General features: G+C 59.4%; 18 protein-coding genes. 3 read left to right on the top strand and 15 right to left on the bottom strand.

Annotated elements, in window-relative coordinates:
- Positions 1-41: 41 nt before the first annotated feature.
- Both AC1RMX_RS12575 and AC1RMX_RS12580 read left to right on the top strand, forming a co-directional pair.
- Positions 42-242, top strand: a complete 201-nt coding sequence (locus AC1RMX_RS12575; protein WP_096822271.1) for a co-regulatory protein PtrA N-terminal domain-containing protein — start codon at positions 42-44, stop codon at positions 240-242.
- Positions 243-321: 79 nt separating this feature from the next.
- Positions 322-654: a DUF2790 domain-containing protein gene (locus AC1RMX_RS12580; RefSeq protein ID WP_096822370.1), complete on the top strand. Its 333-nt coding sequence runs from the start codon at positions 322-324 to the stop codon at positions 652-654.
- A 151-nt stretch (positions 655-805) separates the two neighbouring features.
- Here AC1RMX_RS12580 and AC1RMX_RS12585 read toward each other — a convergent pair whose 3' ends face one another.
- The 3 genes from AC1RMX_RS12585 to AC1RMX_RS12595 form a co-directional block, all read right to left on the bottom strand.
- Positions 806-2,131, bottom strand: coding sequence for an OprD family porin (locus AC1RMX_RS12585; RefSeq protein ID WP_493072097.1), 1,326 nt, complete (start codon positions 2,129-2,131; stop codon positions 806-808).
- Positions 2,132-2,291: 160 nt separating this feature from the next.
- A complete protein-coding gene (locus AC1RMX_RS12590; protein WP_493072100.1) occupies positions 2,292-2,606 on the bottom strand; it encodes a helix-turn-helix domain-containing protein in 315 nt (104 codons plus the stop codon).
- A complete protein-coding gene (locus tag AC1RMX_RS12595) occupies positions 2,603-2,947 on the bottom strand; it encodes a toxin (RefSeq protein ID WP_493072469.1) in 345 nt (114 codons plus the stop codon). The genes AC1RMX_RS12590 and AC1RMX_RS12595 overlap by 4 nt, the downstream gene beginning before the upstream one ends.
- 369 nt (positions 2,948-3,316) lie before the next feature.
- On the opposite strand from AC1RMX_RS12595, the gene AC1RMX_RS12600 reads away from it, so the two are divergent.
- Positions 3,317-3,781, top strand: a complete 465-nt coding sequence (locus AC1RMX_RS12600) for a GNAT family N-acetyltransferase (RefSeq protein ID WP_493072102.1) — start codon at positions 3,317-3,319, stop codon at positions 3,779-3,781.
- Between the two features lie 79 nt (positions 3,782-3,860).
- On the opposite strand, the gene AC1RMX_RS12605 is transcribed toward AC1RMX_RS12600, so the two are convergent.
- From AC1RMX_RS12605 to nuoE, 12 genes are all read right to left on the bottom strand, one after another.
- Positions 3,861-4,238 carry a type II toxin-antitoxin system VapC family toxin gene (locus AC1RMX_RS12605; RefSeq protein ID WP_096822268.1) on the bottom strand — a complete coding sequence of 126 codons (378 nt, stop codon included), beginning with the start codon at positions 4,236-4,238 and terminating at the stop codon, positions 3,861-3,863.
- Positions 4,235-4,666 carry a type II toxin-antitoxin system Phd/YefM family antitoxin gene (locus AC1RMX_RS12610; RefSeq protein WP_255261964.1) on the bottom strand — a complete coding sequence of 144 codons (432 nt, stop codon included), beginning with the start codon at positions 4,664-4,666 and terminating at the stop codon, positions 4,235-4,237. Before AC1RMX_RS12610 ends, AC1RMX_RS12605 begins: the two co-directional genes overlap by 4 nt.
- Before the next feature lie 204 nt (positions 4,667-4,870).
- On the bottom strand, positions 4,871-6,334 hold the full coding sequence (gene nuoN / locus AC1RMX_RS12615; protein WP_102622478.1) for an NADH-quinone oxidoreductase subunit NuoN: 1,464 nt from the start codon (positions 6,332-6,334) through the stop codon (positions 4,871-4,873).
- Positions 6,335-6,341: 7 nt separating this feature from the next.
- The gene (gene nuoM / locus AC1RMX_RS12620) at positions 6,342-7,874 is read right to left on the bottom strand and encodes an NADH-quinone oxidoreductase subunit M (RefSeq protein WP_096822265.1); all 1,533 of its coding nucleotides are present in this window, start codon (positions 7,872-7,874) and stop codon (positions 6,342-6,344) included.
- Between the two features lie 39 nt (positions 7,875-7,913).
- On the bottom strand, positions 7,914-9,767 hold the full coding sequence (gene nuoL / locus AC1RMX_RS12625) for an NADH-quinone oxidoreductase subunit L (protein WP_102622477.1): 1,854 nt from the start codon (positions 9,765-9,767) through the stop codon (positions 7,914-7,916).
- On the bottom strand, positions 9,764-10,072 hold the full coding sequence (nuoK, locus tag AC1RMX_RS12630; RefSeq protein WP_003180046.1) for an NADH-quinone oxidoreductase subunit NuoK: 309 nt from the start codon (positions 10,070-10,072) through the stop codon (positions 9,764-9,766). The genes nuoL and nuoK overlap by 4 nt, the downstream gene beginning before the upstream one ends.
- 3 nt (positions 10,073-10,075) lie before the next feature.
- Positions 10,076-10,576 carry an NADH-quinone oxidoreductase subunit J gene (nuoJ, locus tag AC1RMX_RS12635; protein WP_096822263.1) on the bottom strand — a complete coding sequence of 167 codons (501 nt, stop codon included), beginning with the start codon at positions 10,574-10,576 and terminating at the stop codon, positions 10,076-10,078.
- A gap of 9 nt (positions 10,577-10,585) precedes the next feature.
- A complete protein-coding gene (gene nuoI, locus AC1RMX_RS12640; protein WP_085712394.1) occupies positions 10,586-11,134 on the bottom strand; it encodes an NADH-quinone oxidoreductase subunit NuoI in 549 nt (182 codons plus the stop codon).
- A gap of 11 nt (positions 11,135-11,145) precedes the next feature.
- A complete protein-coding gene (gene nuoH, locus AC1RMX_RS12645; RefSeq protein ID WP_007951460.1) occupies positions 11,146-12,153 on the bottom strand; it encodes an NADH-quinone oxidoreductase subunit NuoH in 1,008 nt (335 codons plus the stop codon).
- A complete protein-coding gene (nuoG, locus tag AC1RMX_RS12650) occupies positions 12,150-14,864 on the bottom strand; it encodes an NADH-quinone oxidoreductase subunit NuoG (protein ID WP_493072105.1) in 2,715 nt (904 codons plus the stop codon). Before nuoG ends, nuoH begins: the two co-directional genes overlap by 4 nt.
- 136 nt (positions 14,865-15,000) lie before the next feature.
- Positions 15,001-16,356 (bottom strand): NADH-quinone oxidoreductase subunit NuoF, encoded by a 1,356-nt coding sequence (gene nuoF / locus AC1RMX_RS12655; RefSeq protein ID WP_064380702.1) that lies wholly within the window; start codon positions 16,354-16,356, stop codon positions 15,001-15,003.
- Positions 16,353-16,850, bottom strand: a complete 498-nt coding sequence (nuoE, locus tag AC1RMX_RS12660) for an NADH-quinone oxidoreductase subunit NuoE (RefSeq protein WP_003223804.1) — start codon at positions 16,848-16,850, stop codon at positions 16,353-16,355. The genes nuoF and nuoE overlap by 4 nt, the downstream gene beginning before the upstream one ends.
- Position 16,851 lies beyond the last annotated feature (1 nt).

The raw sequence follows: 16,851 nt of genomic DNA on the forward strand, positions 1-16,851 counted from the left end.
GTTACCTTGATCCCGTCAGTTACTTAAACGAGGAATCAAATATGAAATCTGTACAGATCGGTGCTTTTTTGGTGGCGTTGGTGATGTCTTCCCTGGCCATGGCCGAAGGTGGTGGTGACCGCACCTTCGACCGAATGATGACTGCCAACGACCGCTCCGTGGAGCTGTTTGTGGCCAAGGAGAAGGCTCGTGATCCTGTCGTCGTGAATGATAAAAAGGACGAAAAGACCCAAGACCTGTAAGCGTGTCACCAATGAATGAGCCCGTCATCGCGCATCGATGGTGGGCTTTTTTATGAGTCGTTTTTTGAAGGAAATGGATATGAACTTTCTCAAGTTGATGGCGTTCACCGGTGTCATGGCAATGTCTTTGAATGCGTTGGCCGAAGGGGGCGGAGACAGGACCTTTGACCGGGCGTTCAGTGCCAACGCCAAGGCCATGGAGCAGTACGCGGCCGCACAGGGCAAAGCGGCACCGGTGGTCAAGGAATACGAGTACGGTATGAAGCTGGATGTGAAGAAAGTGGTCAGCGTTGTCCGGCCGAAGAATGAATGCGCGGTTGTGCCGGCAGCGATGACTTATGAGGACTCCAAAGGGCAACTCAATACGCTCACCTATAGCGTGATGGGCACCTGCCGTCAGCAGGGTGGATAGCGCCGATAGCGGCTCAAACGCCCGGTTCATGTTCAGTGAGTCGGGCTTTTTTTCAGGCATAAAAAAGGCGCCCCGAAGGACGCCAAAGGATTCACCTCTTACCAAAGGAGCAAGGAGCTTCTAAAGGTGAATGTGTATTGCTCGTGAAAACTCAGAGAATCGCCAGCGGGTATTCGACAATCACGCGTACTTCATCCAGATCGGACTCGAATGCCGTGGCACGGGTGGTGGCCTGGCGCAAACGCAGCGACAGGTCTTTCATCGAACCGCTCTGCACCACGTATTTGACTTCGATGTCACGCTCCCAGCGCTTCTGGTCGGTCAGCGGATTGCCGTCGGCATCGCGGCGCATGTACACGGCGTTGGCGTTGGAGTAGTCGGCGTCGGTGCCGCGGGCATAACGGGTCATGAACGACAGGCCCGGCAAGCCGTAAGTGGTCATGTCGAGGTCGTAGCGCACCATCCACGAACGCTCTTTCGGCGAGTTGAAGTCGCTGTACTGGATGGAGTTGTCGAGGAAGATCGAGTCGGACTGACGCAGGTAATCGAAGTCGTCGTTGCCGTTGTTGCGCTGGTGGGAGAGGGCGACAGAGTGGGCGCCAAGCTTCACACCGACACGGCCGCTCCAGATGTTGTTGTCGAACTTGCCGAGCAATTGTTTGCCTTCGTCGACTGCCTTGTAATAGTTCAGACCGCCGAACAGCGACAGGTCATCCGACAGCGGATACGTCCAGGCGGTGCCAGCGTAGTACTGGTTCCAGGCATCTTTCAGGCGGCTGGAGTACAGGCTGAAACTGAGGTTTTTGTTCAGCGCATAATCACCGCCGCCGTAAGCGATCCAGGGCGAGTTGACCGGTCCGGCATAGAAGGTTGCGAAGTTTTCGCGCATGTCGCTGGACACCGGTTGGCTCATCGCATGCAGCCGGCCGCCCTGGATCGACAGGCCTTCGATGCTGGTGTTGGTCGCCGTCACGCCGCGAAAGCTTTCCGGCAGCAGTCGCGAATCACCTGCTGCAACCACTGGGTTGGCCGGGAACACATCGCCGATTTTCACCACCGTATCGAAGGCCCGTACTTTGGCGGCGCCCCCGACCTTGGTGTATTCGTCCCGTGCTTTGCCTTCGCTGTCGACCGGCAACACATCGAACGAACTGCGGCCACCGTTGCGACCGTCACCGGTATCGAGTTTCAGACCGATCATGGCAAACGCATCGACACCAACCCCAACAGTGCCCTGGGTGAAACCGGATTCGAACTTGCTGATGACCGCATGGGCCCAGGCCTCGGAATAACCATTGCCGGTAGGGCTGGACTGGCCGTTGCGGTGATCACGATTGAAATAGAAGTTGCGGTTGAGCACCGTCAGGCTGCTGCCTTCGATAAACCCTTCGGGTTTTTCTTCTGCAAACACCATGGACGGCCCGGAGCCGACAACCACTGCTAAAGCGGCCATCGACATTTTTTTGTTGTTAACCATCAATCACTCCTTGGGTTCGGCAGAACGGGAACGTGTGTCGGCGTGAGTTTTATTGTTCGACGGGCAAGGGCCCGTCGGGAGAGTCGCCGGGTGACATCGTTGCAGGCTGCGGATAACGCGGAGGTGATTGGGGGATTACAATTTCGTTAGATCCCGGAAGTCAGGTCAGAGCCGCAAGGTGGTCGATCGTTTGTGGAAAACGCTCGACCAGTCGAATGAGTGTCGTCGCTTGGGCATTTGGCGTTGCTCGACCTTGTTCCCAGTTTTCGAGGGTTCGAGGGTTGGTTCGCAGGTACATGGCGAAAACTGACCGGGAGAGGTTGAGTTGCTGGCGGATCGCAACAACTTCCTCGGCAGTGATCGGCAATAGTTTTGGTAACTGGACTTTGTGGGTGCGAAGGGTGACCTTGCCCTGGCGCTCGTCGGCCAAAGCCTCAAGGCCCTCCATCAGTTCGGAAAAAATGTCACGTTTCATATTTGGGTTCTCGTGTTGATTTCTGTATCCAGAGCCTGTTTGAAGACTCTTTTCTGGGAAGGCAACAGATCGTCTTGCTCGTTTTTGCTGTACACGGTGAACAGCCAGAATTGGTCGAAACCAGACCACCAGTAATGAATCACTCGTAATCCGCTGCGCTTGCCTTTACCGCGTCGTTGGTCGCAGAAGCGAATTTTACGCAGCCCACCCGTTCCTTCGATGAGATCGCCCGCTTCGGGATTTTTCAGCAGCTCCAATTGAAAGCTGCGGAACAAATCATCATCCAGGTAATCGTCCCGGTGCTTCTGGAACGCGGGTAATTCGATAAAAAGAGCATCCATGTTCTGTACGTTACCTACGTATAGTTTTGTCCCGATGATCGAATTGGTCAAGGCCTCCAGGCCATCCTTTTCGCCCCCTTTTCAACGGTAGTCACCGATCGTAAAAACGCCTGTAGGACGAATCGACCAGTGTGGTGGGAGCATTCGACTGAATAGGGAGGAACCTTGCAATTGACGTGACCGAACAATCCGCAGCACTATCCAGCCATGAATGCCCAACATCGAATGACCATGATGTGCTCCTCTATGACCGCTTCCGGCGGGCCATAAGGTCATGCATGTCTGGTCAATGACGTGTTACCCAAAGCCCCGCCAGAAATGGACGGGGCTTTTTCATTGCCCGTCCGCACATGGCTCAAGGAGAGAGAAATGTTCGAAATCAAAAGAGCCACCCCGGACGATGCCGGGATAGCGTTCGAGATTCGGCGACTGGCGATCTGGCATCAATGCATCGGTGCCTACAGCGAGCAGCAGATGCTCGACTGGACAAAAGGCTCGGCGGCAGACGGTTACGACACGCTCATGCAAAAGCAATTCTATCTGGGTTACGTTGAGGGTGAGCCTGTGGCAACCGGCATGCTCGATCTGGAGCATCGCGAAATCGGCGCCATCTTCATCCATCCGGATTTCATGCAGCGCGGTCTGGGCAAGCGAGTGCTGCACTTTCTTGAAGCGCTGGCACGGAGTCTGGGGCTGGCAGAGGTTTGTCTGGATGCGACCTTGAATGCCGCTGATTTCTACAGGCGCTGCGGTTACGTCGGGGAGGGGAGTGCGGTTTATCAATCGCCTTCAGGTCTTCAACTGGCCTGTGTGCCGATGCTGAAAAAACTGTGATGGCATAAACGCAAAAACGGCACCCGAAGGTGCCGTTTTTTATTGCGCTAGCAAAGCTTCAACGCGATTGTCGCGAGGGCTAGATCAAAATGGCCAATGAAGTGTATTTGGCAACGATGGGATCTGCAGTGAGAAGCTTCATGGGCTCAGTCATGGCGGTTGCCACAATAAGGCGGTCGAACGGGTCTCGGTGGTGAGATTCCAGATCCTTCACCGCAATCGCGTGTTCTGATGAAACAGGCAACTCAATGAACCCACTTTCGACGCAATATCGCCGAATCTCTTCCAGATCAACGCTCAGTTTTCCCACGCCGACCTTGATTGCCATTTCCCAGAACGTCGCGGCACTGACATAGATTTCAGCAGCATTATTGATGAGCTGTCTGGCTTTACCGGATAGCTTCTGATCATCGGCGAGTACCCAGAGCAAAATATGGGTATCGAGTAACACCCTCATGCTTTCTGCCCTTCAAAGGCATCCAGCAGATCGTCCGGTAGGGCGGCATCGAAGTCGTCGGTAACGACAAGTTTGCCCTTCATCGCGCCAATTCGCTGTCCGCGTGGCCGTTCCACTGGAACCAGACGAGCAAGTGGTCGGCCATGCTTGGCGATAGTGATGACTTGCCCGGCGGCTGCGTCATCGACCAGTTTGGATAAATTGTTTTTTGCTTCGGCCAGCGGAACAATGATCATGATTCGTCCCTCGTATTCTGGACAAATATAGCCAGAATTTGGTGGGGCTGCAAAGTTGAACGAAGCTTCGGTGCAGATGAATGACGCAAGGGGAGGTTTTTCGTTGTATCGCTCAGGCGGGACTTTGTTCTGGCATCCACCCGCAAAAGCGCCATAACCATCGACCAACTCGTAAAAGGTCTCGCGTTTCATTATCTGTTTTGCCTCGATTGATATTTCCGCAGGCGCTCAGGATAGAGACACACCCCCAGTTCTGGCTGTAGGACGGACCTGACAGTCTTGCGCGAGTTTTCGGGAAATTCAGCAAGAGAACAAATCAGCGGTAACAAATCCCACAAAAACAAAAACGGCACCCGAAGGTGCCGTTTCTGTTTGTAGCCCATTCCAGCAGAGCAATCAGCCCGCCAGACCCGCCTGCTGAACCAGGGTCAGCAACGGTTGTGGGTAGACGCCGAGGAAGAACGCAACCAGGGCGATTGCCAGCAGCATCACGCCGCCTGCTTTCTGTTCCCAGTGCAGTTGGGCGTCGTGGCGGCGCAGGTTCGGTTCGATCAGGTACAGGGTGACCATCACGCGCAGGTAGTAGAACACGCCGATGGCGCTGCCCAGAACCAGCGAACCGACCAGCCACCATTGGTGCGACTCGACACCGGTAGCGATGATGTAGAACTTGCCGATGAAGCCTGCGGTCAGCGGGATACCGGCCAGGGACAGCATCATCACGGTCAGTACGGCGGTCAGGTACGGACGGCGCCAGAACAGGCCGCGGTACTCGTACAGCGCGTCTGCGTCACGGCCGTTGTACGGCGAGGACATCAGGGTGATCACGCCGAACGCGCCGAGGCTGGTGATCACGTAGGTGACCAGGTACACGCCGATGGCTTCCACCGCCAGACCCTTGCTCGCCACCAGTGCGATCAGCAAGTAGCCGAAGTGCGCGATGGACGAGTAACCGAGCAGACGCTTGAGGTTGCTCTGGGTCAGGGCCAGCAGGTTACCGAACAGGATCGAGGCGATGGCGATGATGGTCAGTACGTTGCTCAGTACGCCACTGCTGGCGGCAGGGGAGATCTGGAACAGACGAACCATTACCGCGAACACAGCCACTTTCGACGCGGTGGCGAGGAACGCGGCCACCGGTGCCGGAGCACCTTCGTACACGTCCGGCGTCCACAGGTGGAACGGTACCAGCGACAGTTTGAACGCCAGGCCGATCAGCATCATGCCCAGGCCCAATTGCGCCAGCGAGCTCGGCAGGTTGGTGGTGGCCAGTGCCTGACCGATACCGACGAAGCTCAGGGAACCCGAGTCTGCGTACAGCAGCGCCATACCGAACAGCAGGAACGCGGAACCGGCGGCCGACAGCACCATGTACTTGATACCGGCTTCCAGCGAACGCTTGTTGAAGAAGGCGTAGGCCACCAGACCGTAGACCGGCACCGACAGCAGTTCCAGACCGATGAACAAGCCGGCCAGGTGCTGCGCGCTGACCAGAACCAGACCACCGGCGGCGGCCATCAGGATCAGCAGGTACAGTTCTTCACGGTTGCCCGGGTAACCCGAACCGCCATCGCCGAGGTAGGCGTGGGCGAGAGTTACGCAGGCGAGGGTGGCGACCAGGATCAGCGCCATGTACAGGCAGGCAAAGGTGTCGATCTGCAGCAATGGGGTCACGGCCAGAGGCGCGACTTTCAGTGCCGGCAGGATCGACAGCAAGGCCAGGTTCAGACCTGCCACCGAAATCAGGAAGGTCTGCGAGTGGTTGCGGCGCCAGGCGATTGCCAGCATCACCACGATAATGGTGAGGCTGGTGATCAACAGTGGCGCAAGCGCAATAAAGTGTTGAATCGTGAATTCCATAGCGCTCTTACCGGGCCGAAGCGAGTTGAGTGAAGGCGGTGCCGAGCCACTGCTGCACGCCATGCATCGTGGCGGCAGAGGTGTCGAGGAACGGTTGCGGGTAGACGCCGAGGTAAATCAGCAGTGCCGCAAGGCCCAGCACCATGATCAGTTCGCGACCGTCCATGCCGTGCAGGATCGAATCCGATTTGGACGGACCGAAGTAGGCACGGTGGATCATGATCAGCGAGTAGACCGAACCGAACACCAGACCGGACGTGGCAATCGCGGTGATCCATGGAGCACTGGCGAAGGTACCGATCAGGATCAGGAACTCGCCGACGAAGTTACCGGTGCCCGGCAGACCCAGAGAGGCGGCTGCGAAGAACAGGCTGATCGCCGGCAGGTAAGCGATACGCGACCACAGACCGCCCATCTCACGCATGTCACGAGTGTGCAGACGCTCGTACAGCTGACCGCTGAGGATAAACAGTGCCGCGGCCGACAGACCGTGCGCCAGCATCTGGATCACGGCGCCTTGCAGCGCCAGTTGGCTGCCGGAGTAGATGCCGATCAGTACGAAGCCCATGTGGGAAACGGACGAGAAGGCGATCAGACGCTTGATATCGGTTTGGGCGAACGCCAGGAACGCACCGTAGAAGATCCCGACCAGGCCCAGGGCCATGGCGAACGGTGCGAACTCGGCCGACGCGTTCGGGAACAGCGGCAGGGCGAAACGCAGCAGACCGTAGGCCGCGGTTTTCAGCAAGATACCAGCGAGGTCGACGGAACCGGCGGTCGGTGCCTGGGCGTGAGCGTCAGGCAGCCAGGAGTGGAACGGAACCACTGGCAGTTTGACCGCGAAGGCGATGAAGAAGCCGAGCATCAGGATGTACTCGGTGGTCATCGACATCTTGGTCTTCAACAGATCGGCGTAGTTGAAGGTGATCACGCCGGTGCTGTTGTAGTTGACCAGTACCAGACCCAGGATCGCCACCAGCATGATCAGGCCGGAAGCCTGAGTGAAGATGAAGAACTTGGTCGCGGCGTAGATCCGGGTTTTCTTGCCGTCCGAAGAACTGTGACCCCAGAGCGCGATGAGGAAGTACATCGGCACCAGCATCATTTCCCAGAAGAAGAAGAACATGAACAGGTCGAGGGCGAGGAACACGCCGACAACGCCGCCCAGGATCCACATCAGGTTCAGGTGGAAGAAGCCAACGTGACGTTGAATCTCTTTCCACGAGCAGAGTACCGACAGGATACCCAGCAGACCGGTCAGCAGGATCATCAGCAGCGACAGGCCGTCGAGGGCCAGGTGCACGTTGATGCCGAAGCGCTGGATCCAGACGTGCTTGAACTCAAGCGCCCAGGTCGGATCGGCGCCAGGCGCCGGAGCAAATGAATAGTCACCGTGGGCCCACAGCCAGAGGCCGAGGGCGAGTTCCAGGGTCATGGTCAACAGCGCAATCCAGCGGGGGAGGGTAGCGCCGAAGCGCTCACCCATCCAGCACAGCAGGCCGCCGATGAAGGGGATCAGGATTAGCCAAGGCAGAATCATGACGGGCTCGTTTCCTTTCGCAAATTCGCAAGGTTCATATCAGACCGCTACCAGCACGACAGCGCCGATTACCAACACGGCACCAGCAGCCATCGAAGCAGCGTACCAACGCAGTTGACCGGTTTCGGTACGGCTCAGGGCAGTGTGACCACCCTTGGCCATGCGCGGGATCAGACCGATGGTCTGGTCGAGCGGGTCTTTGCGCAGCATGTGGCTGATCGCAAGGTACGGCTTCACGAACAGTTTGTCGTAGATCCAGTCGAAGCCCCAGGCAGCGAACCACCAGGCCGAAAGGAAACGGCCGATGCCGCTGTTGGCGATCGCAGTCACGAAGCGACGCTTGCCGAGGAACAGCAGGGCCGCCAGCAGGATACCGGCCAGAGCGATGGCGCCCGACGCGATTTCCAGACTGTGCTTGGCTTCGCCACCGGCATGGCCAACGCTCTCAGGCAGTACGCCGTGCAGCGGTGGAACGATCATGGCGCCGACGAAGGTCGACAGCACGATCAGCACCGACAGTGGCAGCCAGTGAGCGATGCCGTGACCGGCGTGAGCTTCGGTCTTGGCTTCACCGTGGAACGCGATGAAGATCAGGCGGAAGGTGTACAGCGAAGTCATGAATGCGCCGACCAGACCTGCGTACAGCAGACCGTGGTTGCCGCTGGCGAACGCTTCCCAGAGGATTTCGTCCTTGGAGTAGAAACCTGCGGTCACCAGCGGCAAGGCGGCCAGAGCGGCACCACCGACGATGAAGCTGGCGTAGGCCAGCGGCAGTTTCTTCCACAGGCCGCCCATCTTGAAGATGTTCTGCTCGTGGTGGCAGGCAACGATCACCGCACCGGAAGCAAGGAACAGCAGGGCCTTGAAGAAGGCGTGGGTCATCAGGTGGAAGATCGCGCCTTCCCAGGCGCCAACGCCCAGCGCCAGGAACATGTAGCCGATCTGGCTCATGGTCGAGTAGGCGAGGATACGTTTGATGTCGGTTTGTACCAGTGCTGCGAAACCGGCCAGCACCAGGGTCACACCACCGACGATTCCCACAAGATGCAGGATGTCCGGCGCCAGGGCGAACAGACCGTGGGTACGGGCGATCAGGTAGACACCGGCGGTTACCATCGTTGCGGCGTGGATCAGTGCCGAAACCGGGGTAGGGCCGGCCATCGCGTCCGCAAGCCAGGTCTGCAATGGCAGCTGAGCCGATTTACCGACCGCACCACCCAGCAGCATCAGGGTCGCCAGCACGATCCAGAAATCGCCGACCTTGAAGTGCTCAGGCGCCTTCACCAGCAGTTCCTGGACGTTCAGCGTGCCCAGTTGCTGGAACAGGATGAACAGGCCGATCGCCATGAACACGTCGCCGATACGGGTGACGATGAAGGCTTTCAGTGCGGCGTTACCGTTGTTGCGGTTGCTGTAGTAGAAACCGATCAACAGGTACGAGCACAGGCCCACGCCTTCCCAACCGAAGTAGATGAACAGCAGGTTATCGCCCAGGACCAGGAACAGCATGCTGGCGATAAACAGGTTGGTGTAGGCGAAGAAACGCGAGTAACCGGCTTCACCGCGCATGTACCAGGAGGCGAACAGGTGGATCAGGAAGCCCACACCGACTACCACACCGAGCATGGTCACGGACAGACCATCCAGATACAGGGCGAAGTTAGGCTGGAAGCCCTCGACGGACATCCACTTCCACAGCACATGAACGTACACGCCACCTTCCGGTGGAGCGACGTTGAATTGCCAGATCACGTAGGCCGCGACGATGGCAGACAGGCCGATGGAGCCGACACCGATCAGCGCCGACAGGTTTTCCGAGAGGCGGCCGCGGGAAAACGACAGCAACAGGAACCCGATCAGAGGGAATACGAAAGTCAGAAAGAGTAGGTTCATCCGCGCATCTCACTGGCAGCGTCGATATCGAGCGTGTGGAAGCGGCGATACAGTTGCAGCAGGATCGCCAGGCCAATACTGGCTTCGGCGGCTGCAAGGCTGATCACCAGGATGAACATGATCTGTCCATCCGGTTGCGCCCAGCGGGCACCCGCAACGATGAAGGCCAGTGCAGAGGCGTTCATCATCACTTCCAGACTCATCAACACGAACAAAATGTTGCGGCGGACCATCAGGCCGACCAGACCAAGGCAGAACAGGATGCCGGCAACGGCCAGACCATGTTCGAGAGGGATAGCAGGCATGTCTTACTCCTTCGCCTCGTTACGGCCCAAATGGAACGCCGTGACGGCTGCAGCGAGCAGCAGCATCGAGGCGAGTTCGACCACCAGCAGGTACGGACCGAACAGGCTGATGCCCACGGCTTTTGCATCCACGGTGGTGTGGCCGATGGCCTGACCGCTCTGGTGAGCGAACAGCACATACAGCAGTTCGGCCAGCAGCAGGGCGCCGAGAATCACCGGCCCTGCCCAGATACCGGGCTTGAGCCAGGTGCGTTCCTGCTGAACCGAGGCGGGGCCCAGGTTCAGCATCATCACCACGAACACGAACAGCACCATGATGGCGCCAGCGTAGGCGATCACTTCCAGCACGCCGGCGAACGGAGCGCCGAGTGCGAAGAAGGTCATGGCCACGGCGATCAGCGAAATGATCAGGTAGAGCAGGGCGTGCACAGGATTGGTGTTGGTGACCACGCGCAATGTGGACACAACAGCGATACCCGATGCGAAATAGAAAGCGAATTCCATCGTTCTTCCTTAAGGCAGCAAGCTCTTCACGTTGATCGGCTCGGCTTCGTTTTGTGCGGCGCCTTTCGGCTTACCGGCAACGGCCATACCTGCAACACGATAGAAGTTGTAATCAGGGTTTTTGCCGGGGCCGGAGATCAGAAGATCTTCTTTCTCGTACACCAGGTCCTGACGTTTGAACTCGGCCATCTCGAAATCCGGGGTCAGCTGGATCGCGGTGGTCGGGCAGGCTTCCTCGCAGAGACCGCAGAAAATGCAGCGCGAGAAGTTGATACGGAAGAAGTCCGGGTACCAGCGACCGTCTTCGGTTTCAGCTTTCTGCAGCGAGATGCAACCCACCGGGCAAGCCACGGCGCACAGGTTGCAGGCTACGCAGCGTTCTTCGCCATCGGGGTCGCGGGTCAGGACGATACGGCCACGGTAACGTGGCGGCAGGTAGACCGGCTCTTCCGGGTATTGCAGGGTGTCGCGCTTGCGAAAGCCATGACCGAAGATCATGACCAGGCTGCGCAACTGGGTACCGGTACCCTTAATGATGTCGCCAATATATTTGAACATGGGTCAAATCCTCACTGAACCGCAACTGCAGGCGTGTTCCACAACACGATTGCAGCGGTCACCAGCAAATTGATCAGGGTCAGTGGCAGGCAGAATTTCCAGCTGAAGTCCATCACCTGGTCATAACGCGGACGCGGGATCGAAGCGCGCAGCAGGATGAACAGCATGATGAAGAACGCGGTCTTCAGTGCGAACCAGACGAAGGACAGTTGCGGCAGGATGCCGAACGGACCGTGCCAGCCACCGAAGAACAGGGTGACCAACAGCGCCGAGATCAGGATGATGCCGATGTATTCACCGACGAAGAACATGCCCCATTTCATACCGGCGTATTCAATGTGGTAACCGTCGGCCAGTTCCTGTTCCGCTTCCGGCTGGTCGAACGGGTGACGGTGAGTCACGGCCACGCCAGCGATGAAGAAGGTACAGAAGCCGAAGAACTGCGGAATGATGAACCACAGGTTCTGCGCCTGGTACTCGACGATGTCGCGCATGTTGAACGAGCCGACCTGCACCACGATGCCCATCAGGGCCAGGCCCATGAACACTTCGTAGGACACGGTCTGCGCCGAGGCACGCAAGCTGCCGAGGAGGGCGAACTTGTTGTTACTCGACCAGCCAGCGAACAGCACCGCGTAGACCGACAGACCGGCCATGGCGAAGAAGAACAGCAGGCCGATGTTCAGATCCGCCACGCCCCAGGTCGGGGTGATCGGGATGATCGCGAAAGCGATCAGCAGGGCGGACATGGCCACGACCGGTGCCAGGGTGAAGATCACCTTGTCGGCAAACGGTGGGGTCCAGTCTTCCTTGAAGAACATCTTCAGCATGTCGGCAGCGATCTGGAACATGCCGAACGGGCCAACGCGGTTCGGACCGTAACGGTCCTGCCACCAGCCCAGCAGGCGACGTTCGACAAAGCTGAGCAACGCACCCGCGACCACCACGGCCAGCAGGATGACGATGGCTTTGATGACCGTCAGGATCACATCGATCACTTCAGGGGTGAACCAGGTCATTGCGCTGCCTCCTGCAGACCATCAACGGTTTGGCCGAAAATCGCCGGCGGAATGCCTGCCAGACCGGCCGGCAGTGCAACCAGGCCGGCGCCCAGCTCTTCATTGATGCGCAGCGGCAGACGCAGGGTCTGGCCGGCAACATTGAGGCTCAGCAGTGCACCGTCGTTGACGCCCAGGCGATCCGCTTCGGATTTGGCCAGGCCAACGTAGGCAGCCGGGATGCGTTCCTGGACCGGAGCGGCTTTCGACGAGTTCTCGTCGCTGCCGAACAGGTGGTAGAACGGCACGGCTTGCCAGGTGCCCTGGGCCGGGTTGAACGCGCGCGGAACGCTGGCGAACCAGTTCAGCGAATCACCGGTGCTTTCGATCAGGCGGGTGCCCGGATCGCCAGCGCGCAGGTGACCACCGACTTCGTCCTGGAACTTGTTCCAGGCTTGCGGCGAGTTCCAGCCTGGCGACCAGGCGAAAGGAACCTGCTGACGCGGTTCGACGGAGCCCGAGTAACCTTCCATCGAGAAGGCGAACGCGGTGTCCTTGTCTTGCGGGGTGCGTGGTTCGTGAACGCTGATGTCGGCGCGCATCGCGGTGCGACCGGAATAACGCAGCGGTTCACGCGCCAGTTTCAGACCCTTGATGCGGAACGAGGCGGACGGTGCGGCGTCGACGATACGCGCCAGTTGCCCGGTGCTCGAAGCAACGGCAGCGGTGACGTGGTCGAGTTGCGTCCAGTCGATCGGCTGGTTCAGCAGGGTGGCGCGCAGGGCGTGCAGCCAGCGCCAGCCTTCGTGGACCAGAATGCTCGAGTCCATGTATTGCGGGTCGAAAACCTGGAAGAAGCGCTGGGCGCGGCCTTCCTGGCTGACCAAAGTACCGTCGCCTTCAGCGAAGCTGGCGGCTGGCAGAACCAGGTGCGCGCGGTCGCTGGTGGCCGTCTTCTGATGGTCGGCAACGATCACTACTTTCGCAGCGTTCAATGCAGCATCGACCTTGGCTTTGGCGGTGCGGGTGTACAGATCGTTTTCCAGCACGACGATGGCGTCGGCCTTGCCGTCGATGACCGCTTGCAGGGCAGCATCAACTGATTCGCCACCGAGCATGGCCAGACCGAGGCTGTTGGCTTCCGGTACGATGAGGCTGATCGAGCCGTTCTTCTCGCGCAGCTTCAGGGCTTTGGCGATGTTCGCAGCGGCTTCGATCAAGGCTTTGGAGCCCAGCGAAGTACCGGCGATGATCAGCGGACGCTTGGCTTTGATCAGGGCGTCGGCGATGCGCTTGGCCAGTTCCAGGGCTTCGGCGTCCAGACCTTCGACGGCAGGTGCGCTGGCGTCCAGGGCGTGAGCCACGGCGAAACCGATGCGGGCCAGATCGTCCGGAGCGGCGTGTACACACTCTTCGGCGATGTCGTCGAGCTTGGTTTCAGCCAGGCTGGCGATGAACAGCGGGTTCAGCTCGTGCTGACCGATGTTCTTCACGGCGGCGTCGAGCCAAGGCTGAACGCGCATGGCTTCGGCCATGTCTTCGGCCTTGCCTTTTACCGACTGACGCAGGGCCAGGGCCATACGGGCGGCGGTCTGGGTCAGGTCTTCACCGAGGACGAACACGGCGTCGTGGTCTTCGATGTCGCGCATGTTCGGGACTGGCAGCGGGCTGTCCTTCAGCACTTGCAGGACCAGACGGATGCGCTCGAGCTCGGAGGCTTCGATACCGGAGTAGAAGTGCTCGGCGCCCACCAGCTCACGCAACGCGTAGTTGCTTTCGAGGCTGGCACGCGGCGAACCGATACCGACGATGTTGCGACCACGCAGCAGGTCGGCGGCTTTGTCCAGTGCGTCGTCCAGGCTTAGTTTGGTGCCGTCGGCCAGCAGCGGCTGACGTGGACGGTCGGTGCGGTTGACGTAGCCATAACCGAAACGGCCACGGTCGCACAGGAAGTACTGGTTCACCGAACCGTTGTAACGGTTTTCGATGCGACGCAGTTCGCCGTAACGCTCGCCCGGGGAAATGTTGCAACCGCTGGAGCAGCCATGGCAGATGCTCGGCGAGAACTGCATGTCCCATTTACGGTTGTAGCGCTCGGAGTGAGTCTTGTCGGTGAACACACCGGTCGGGCAGACCTCGGTGAGGTTGCCGGAGAACTCGCTTTCCAGCGTGCCGTCTTCAACGCGACCGAAGTACACGTTGTCGTGGGCGCCGAATACACCGAGGTCGGTGCCGCCGGCGTAGTCCTTGTAGAAACGCACGCAGCGGTAGCAGGCGATGCAGCGGTTCATTTCGTGGGAAATGAACGGGCCCAGTTGCTGGTTCTGGTGGGTGCGCTTGGTGAAGCGATAACGGCGCTCGTTGTGGCCGGTCATCACGGTCATGTCTTGCAGGTGGCAGTGACCGCCTTCCTCGCACACAGGGCAGTCGTGCGGGTGGTTGGTCATCAGCCATTCAACAACACTGGCGCGGAACGCCTTGGATTCTTCATCGTCGATGGAGATCCAGGTGTTGTCGGTGGCAGGCGTCATGCAGGACATGACGATGCGACCACGGGTGTCGTTCTCGTCGGTGTACTGCTTGACCGCGCACTGGCGGCAGGCCCCGACGCTACCAAGCGCGGGGTGCCAGCAGAAATAAGGGATGTCGAGGCCCAGCGACAGACATGCCTGTAACAGGTTGTCTGCCCCGTCGACTTCGAGCGCTTTGCCGTCTACGTGGATAGTGGCCATGGTTCAAAGGTCTTCGTTGGCCCGGTGTCAGCGGGCGTGGCTAATGGAATCTTGTTATCCGTCCGAATCCAGTCAGCCCCGAAAGGCGTCATCGGACGAAAGGCGAAGGGTACGGACCCTTCGCCTTTTTAAGCGTTTACGCGCCGACTACGATCGGCTTTGCCAGAGGCGGGACGGCGGCGCTTGCGGGCGCGATACCGGCTTCGAACTCTGGACGGAAGTATTTGATGGCACTGCCCAACGGTTCCACGGCACCCGGTGCGTGAGCACAGAAGGTCTTGCCCGGGCCGAGGAAGTTGACCAGACCCAGCAGGGTCTCGATGTCGCCTGGCTGGCCGCGGCCTTGTTCGATGGCCATCAGCAGCTTGACGCTCCATGGCAGGCCATCACGGCAAGGGGTGCAGAAACCGCAGGATTCGCGGGCGAAGAACTGCTCCATGTTGCGCAGCAGGGACACCATGTTGACGCTGTCGTCCACCGCCATGGCCAGGCCGGTACCCATACGGGTGCCCACCTTGGCGATGCCGCCGGCGTACATTTGTGCGTCGAGGTGTTCCGGCAACAGGAAACCGGTACCGGCGCCGCCTGGCTGCCAGGCCTTGAGCTTGTAACCGTCGCGCATGCCGCCGGCGTAGTCTTCGAACAGCTCGCGACCGGTCACGCCGAATGGCAGTTCCCACAGGCCAGGGTTCTTGACCTTGCCGGAGAAGCCCATGAGCTTGGTGCCCATGTCTTCGCTGCCGTCGCGGGCCAACGATTTGTACCAGTCCACGCCGTCGGCAATGATCGCCGGCACGTTGCACAGGGTTTCAACGTTGTTCACGCAGGTCGGCTTGCCCCACACGCCAACGGCGGCAGGGAAGGGCGGCTTGGAGCGCGGGTTGGCGCGGCGGCCTTCGAGGGAGTTGATCAGTGCGGTTTCTTCACCGCAGATGTAACGCCCGGCACCGGTGTGGACGAACAGCTCGAAATCGAAGCCGCTGCCCAGGATGTTCTTGCCCAGCAGGCCCGCGGCCTTGGCTTCTTCCACGGCACGGTTCAGGTGCTTGGCGGCGGTGGTGTACTCGCCACGCAGGAAGATGTAGCCACGGTAGGTTTTCAGCGCGCGAGCACTGATCAGCATGCCTTCGATCAGCAGATGGGGCAGTTGCTCCATCAGCATGCGGTCTTTCCAGGTGTTCGGCTCCATTTCATCCGCGTTGCACAGCAGGTAGCGGATGTTGATGGATTCGTCCTTTGGCATCAGGCCCCACTTCACGCCAGTGGGGAAGCCTGCACCGCCGCGACCCTTGAGGCCGGCGTCTTTCACGGTCTGGACGATGGCGTCCTGATCCATGTCGGCAAAGGCTTTGCGCGCTGCGGCGTAACCGTTCTTGGCCTGGTACTCGTCGAGCCACACGGCTTCGCCGTCGTCACGCAGGCGCCAGGTCAGCGGGTGAGTCTCGGCCGAACGCTGGATGCGGTTGGCAGGACCGAAAGAGGTCAGGGTCATACGTAGCCCTCGAGCAGTTTGGCGACGCCGGCAGGCTGGACATCGCCAAAGGTGTCGTCATCGATCATCAGCGCCGGTGCCTTGTCGCAGTTGCCGAGGCAGCAGACCGGCAGCAGGGTGAAGCGACCGTCGGCGGTGGTCTGGCCCAGGCCGATACCCAGGTTGTTCTGGATTTCGCTGACAACCGACTCGTGGCCGCCGATGTAGCAGACCATGCTGTCGCAGACGCGAATGATGTGACGGCCGACCGGCTGACGGAAGATCTGGCTGTAGAACGTGGCCACGCCTTCAACGTCGCTGGCCGGGATGCCGAGGATCTCGCCGATGGCGTACAGGGCGCCGTCCGGCACCCAGCCGCGTTCTTTCTGAACGATCTTCAGGGCTTCGATCGACGCCGCGCGCGGGTCTTCGTAGTGATGCAGCTCGTGCTCGATGGCCGAGCGCTCGGTTTCACTCAAGGTGAAACGGTCTGTCTGGATAAGCGTGCTGTTCATG

It is taken from the genome of Pseudomonas sp. GW822-FHT03F04 (assembly GCF_058801405.1).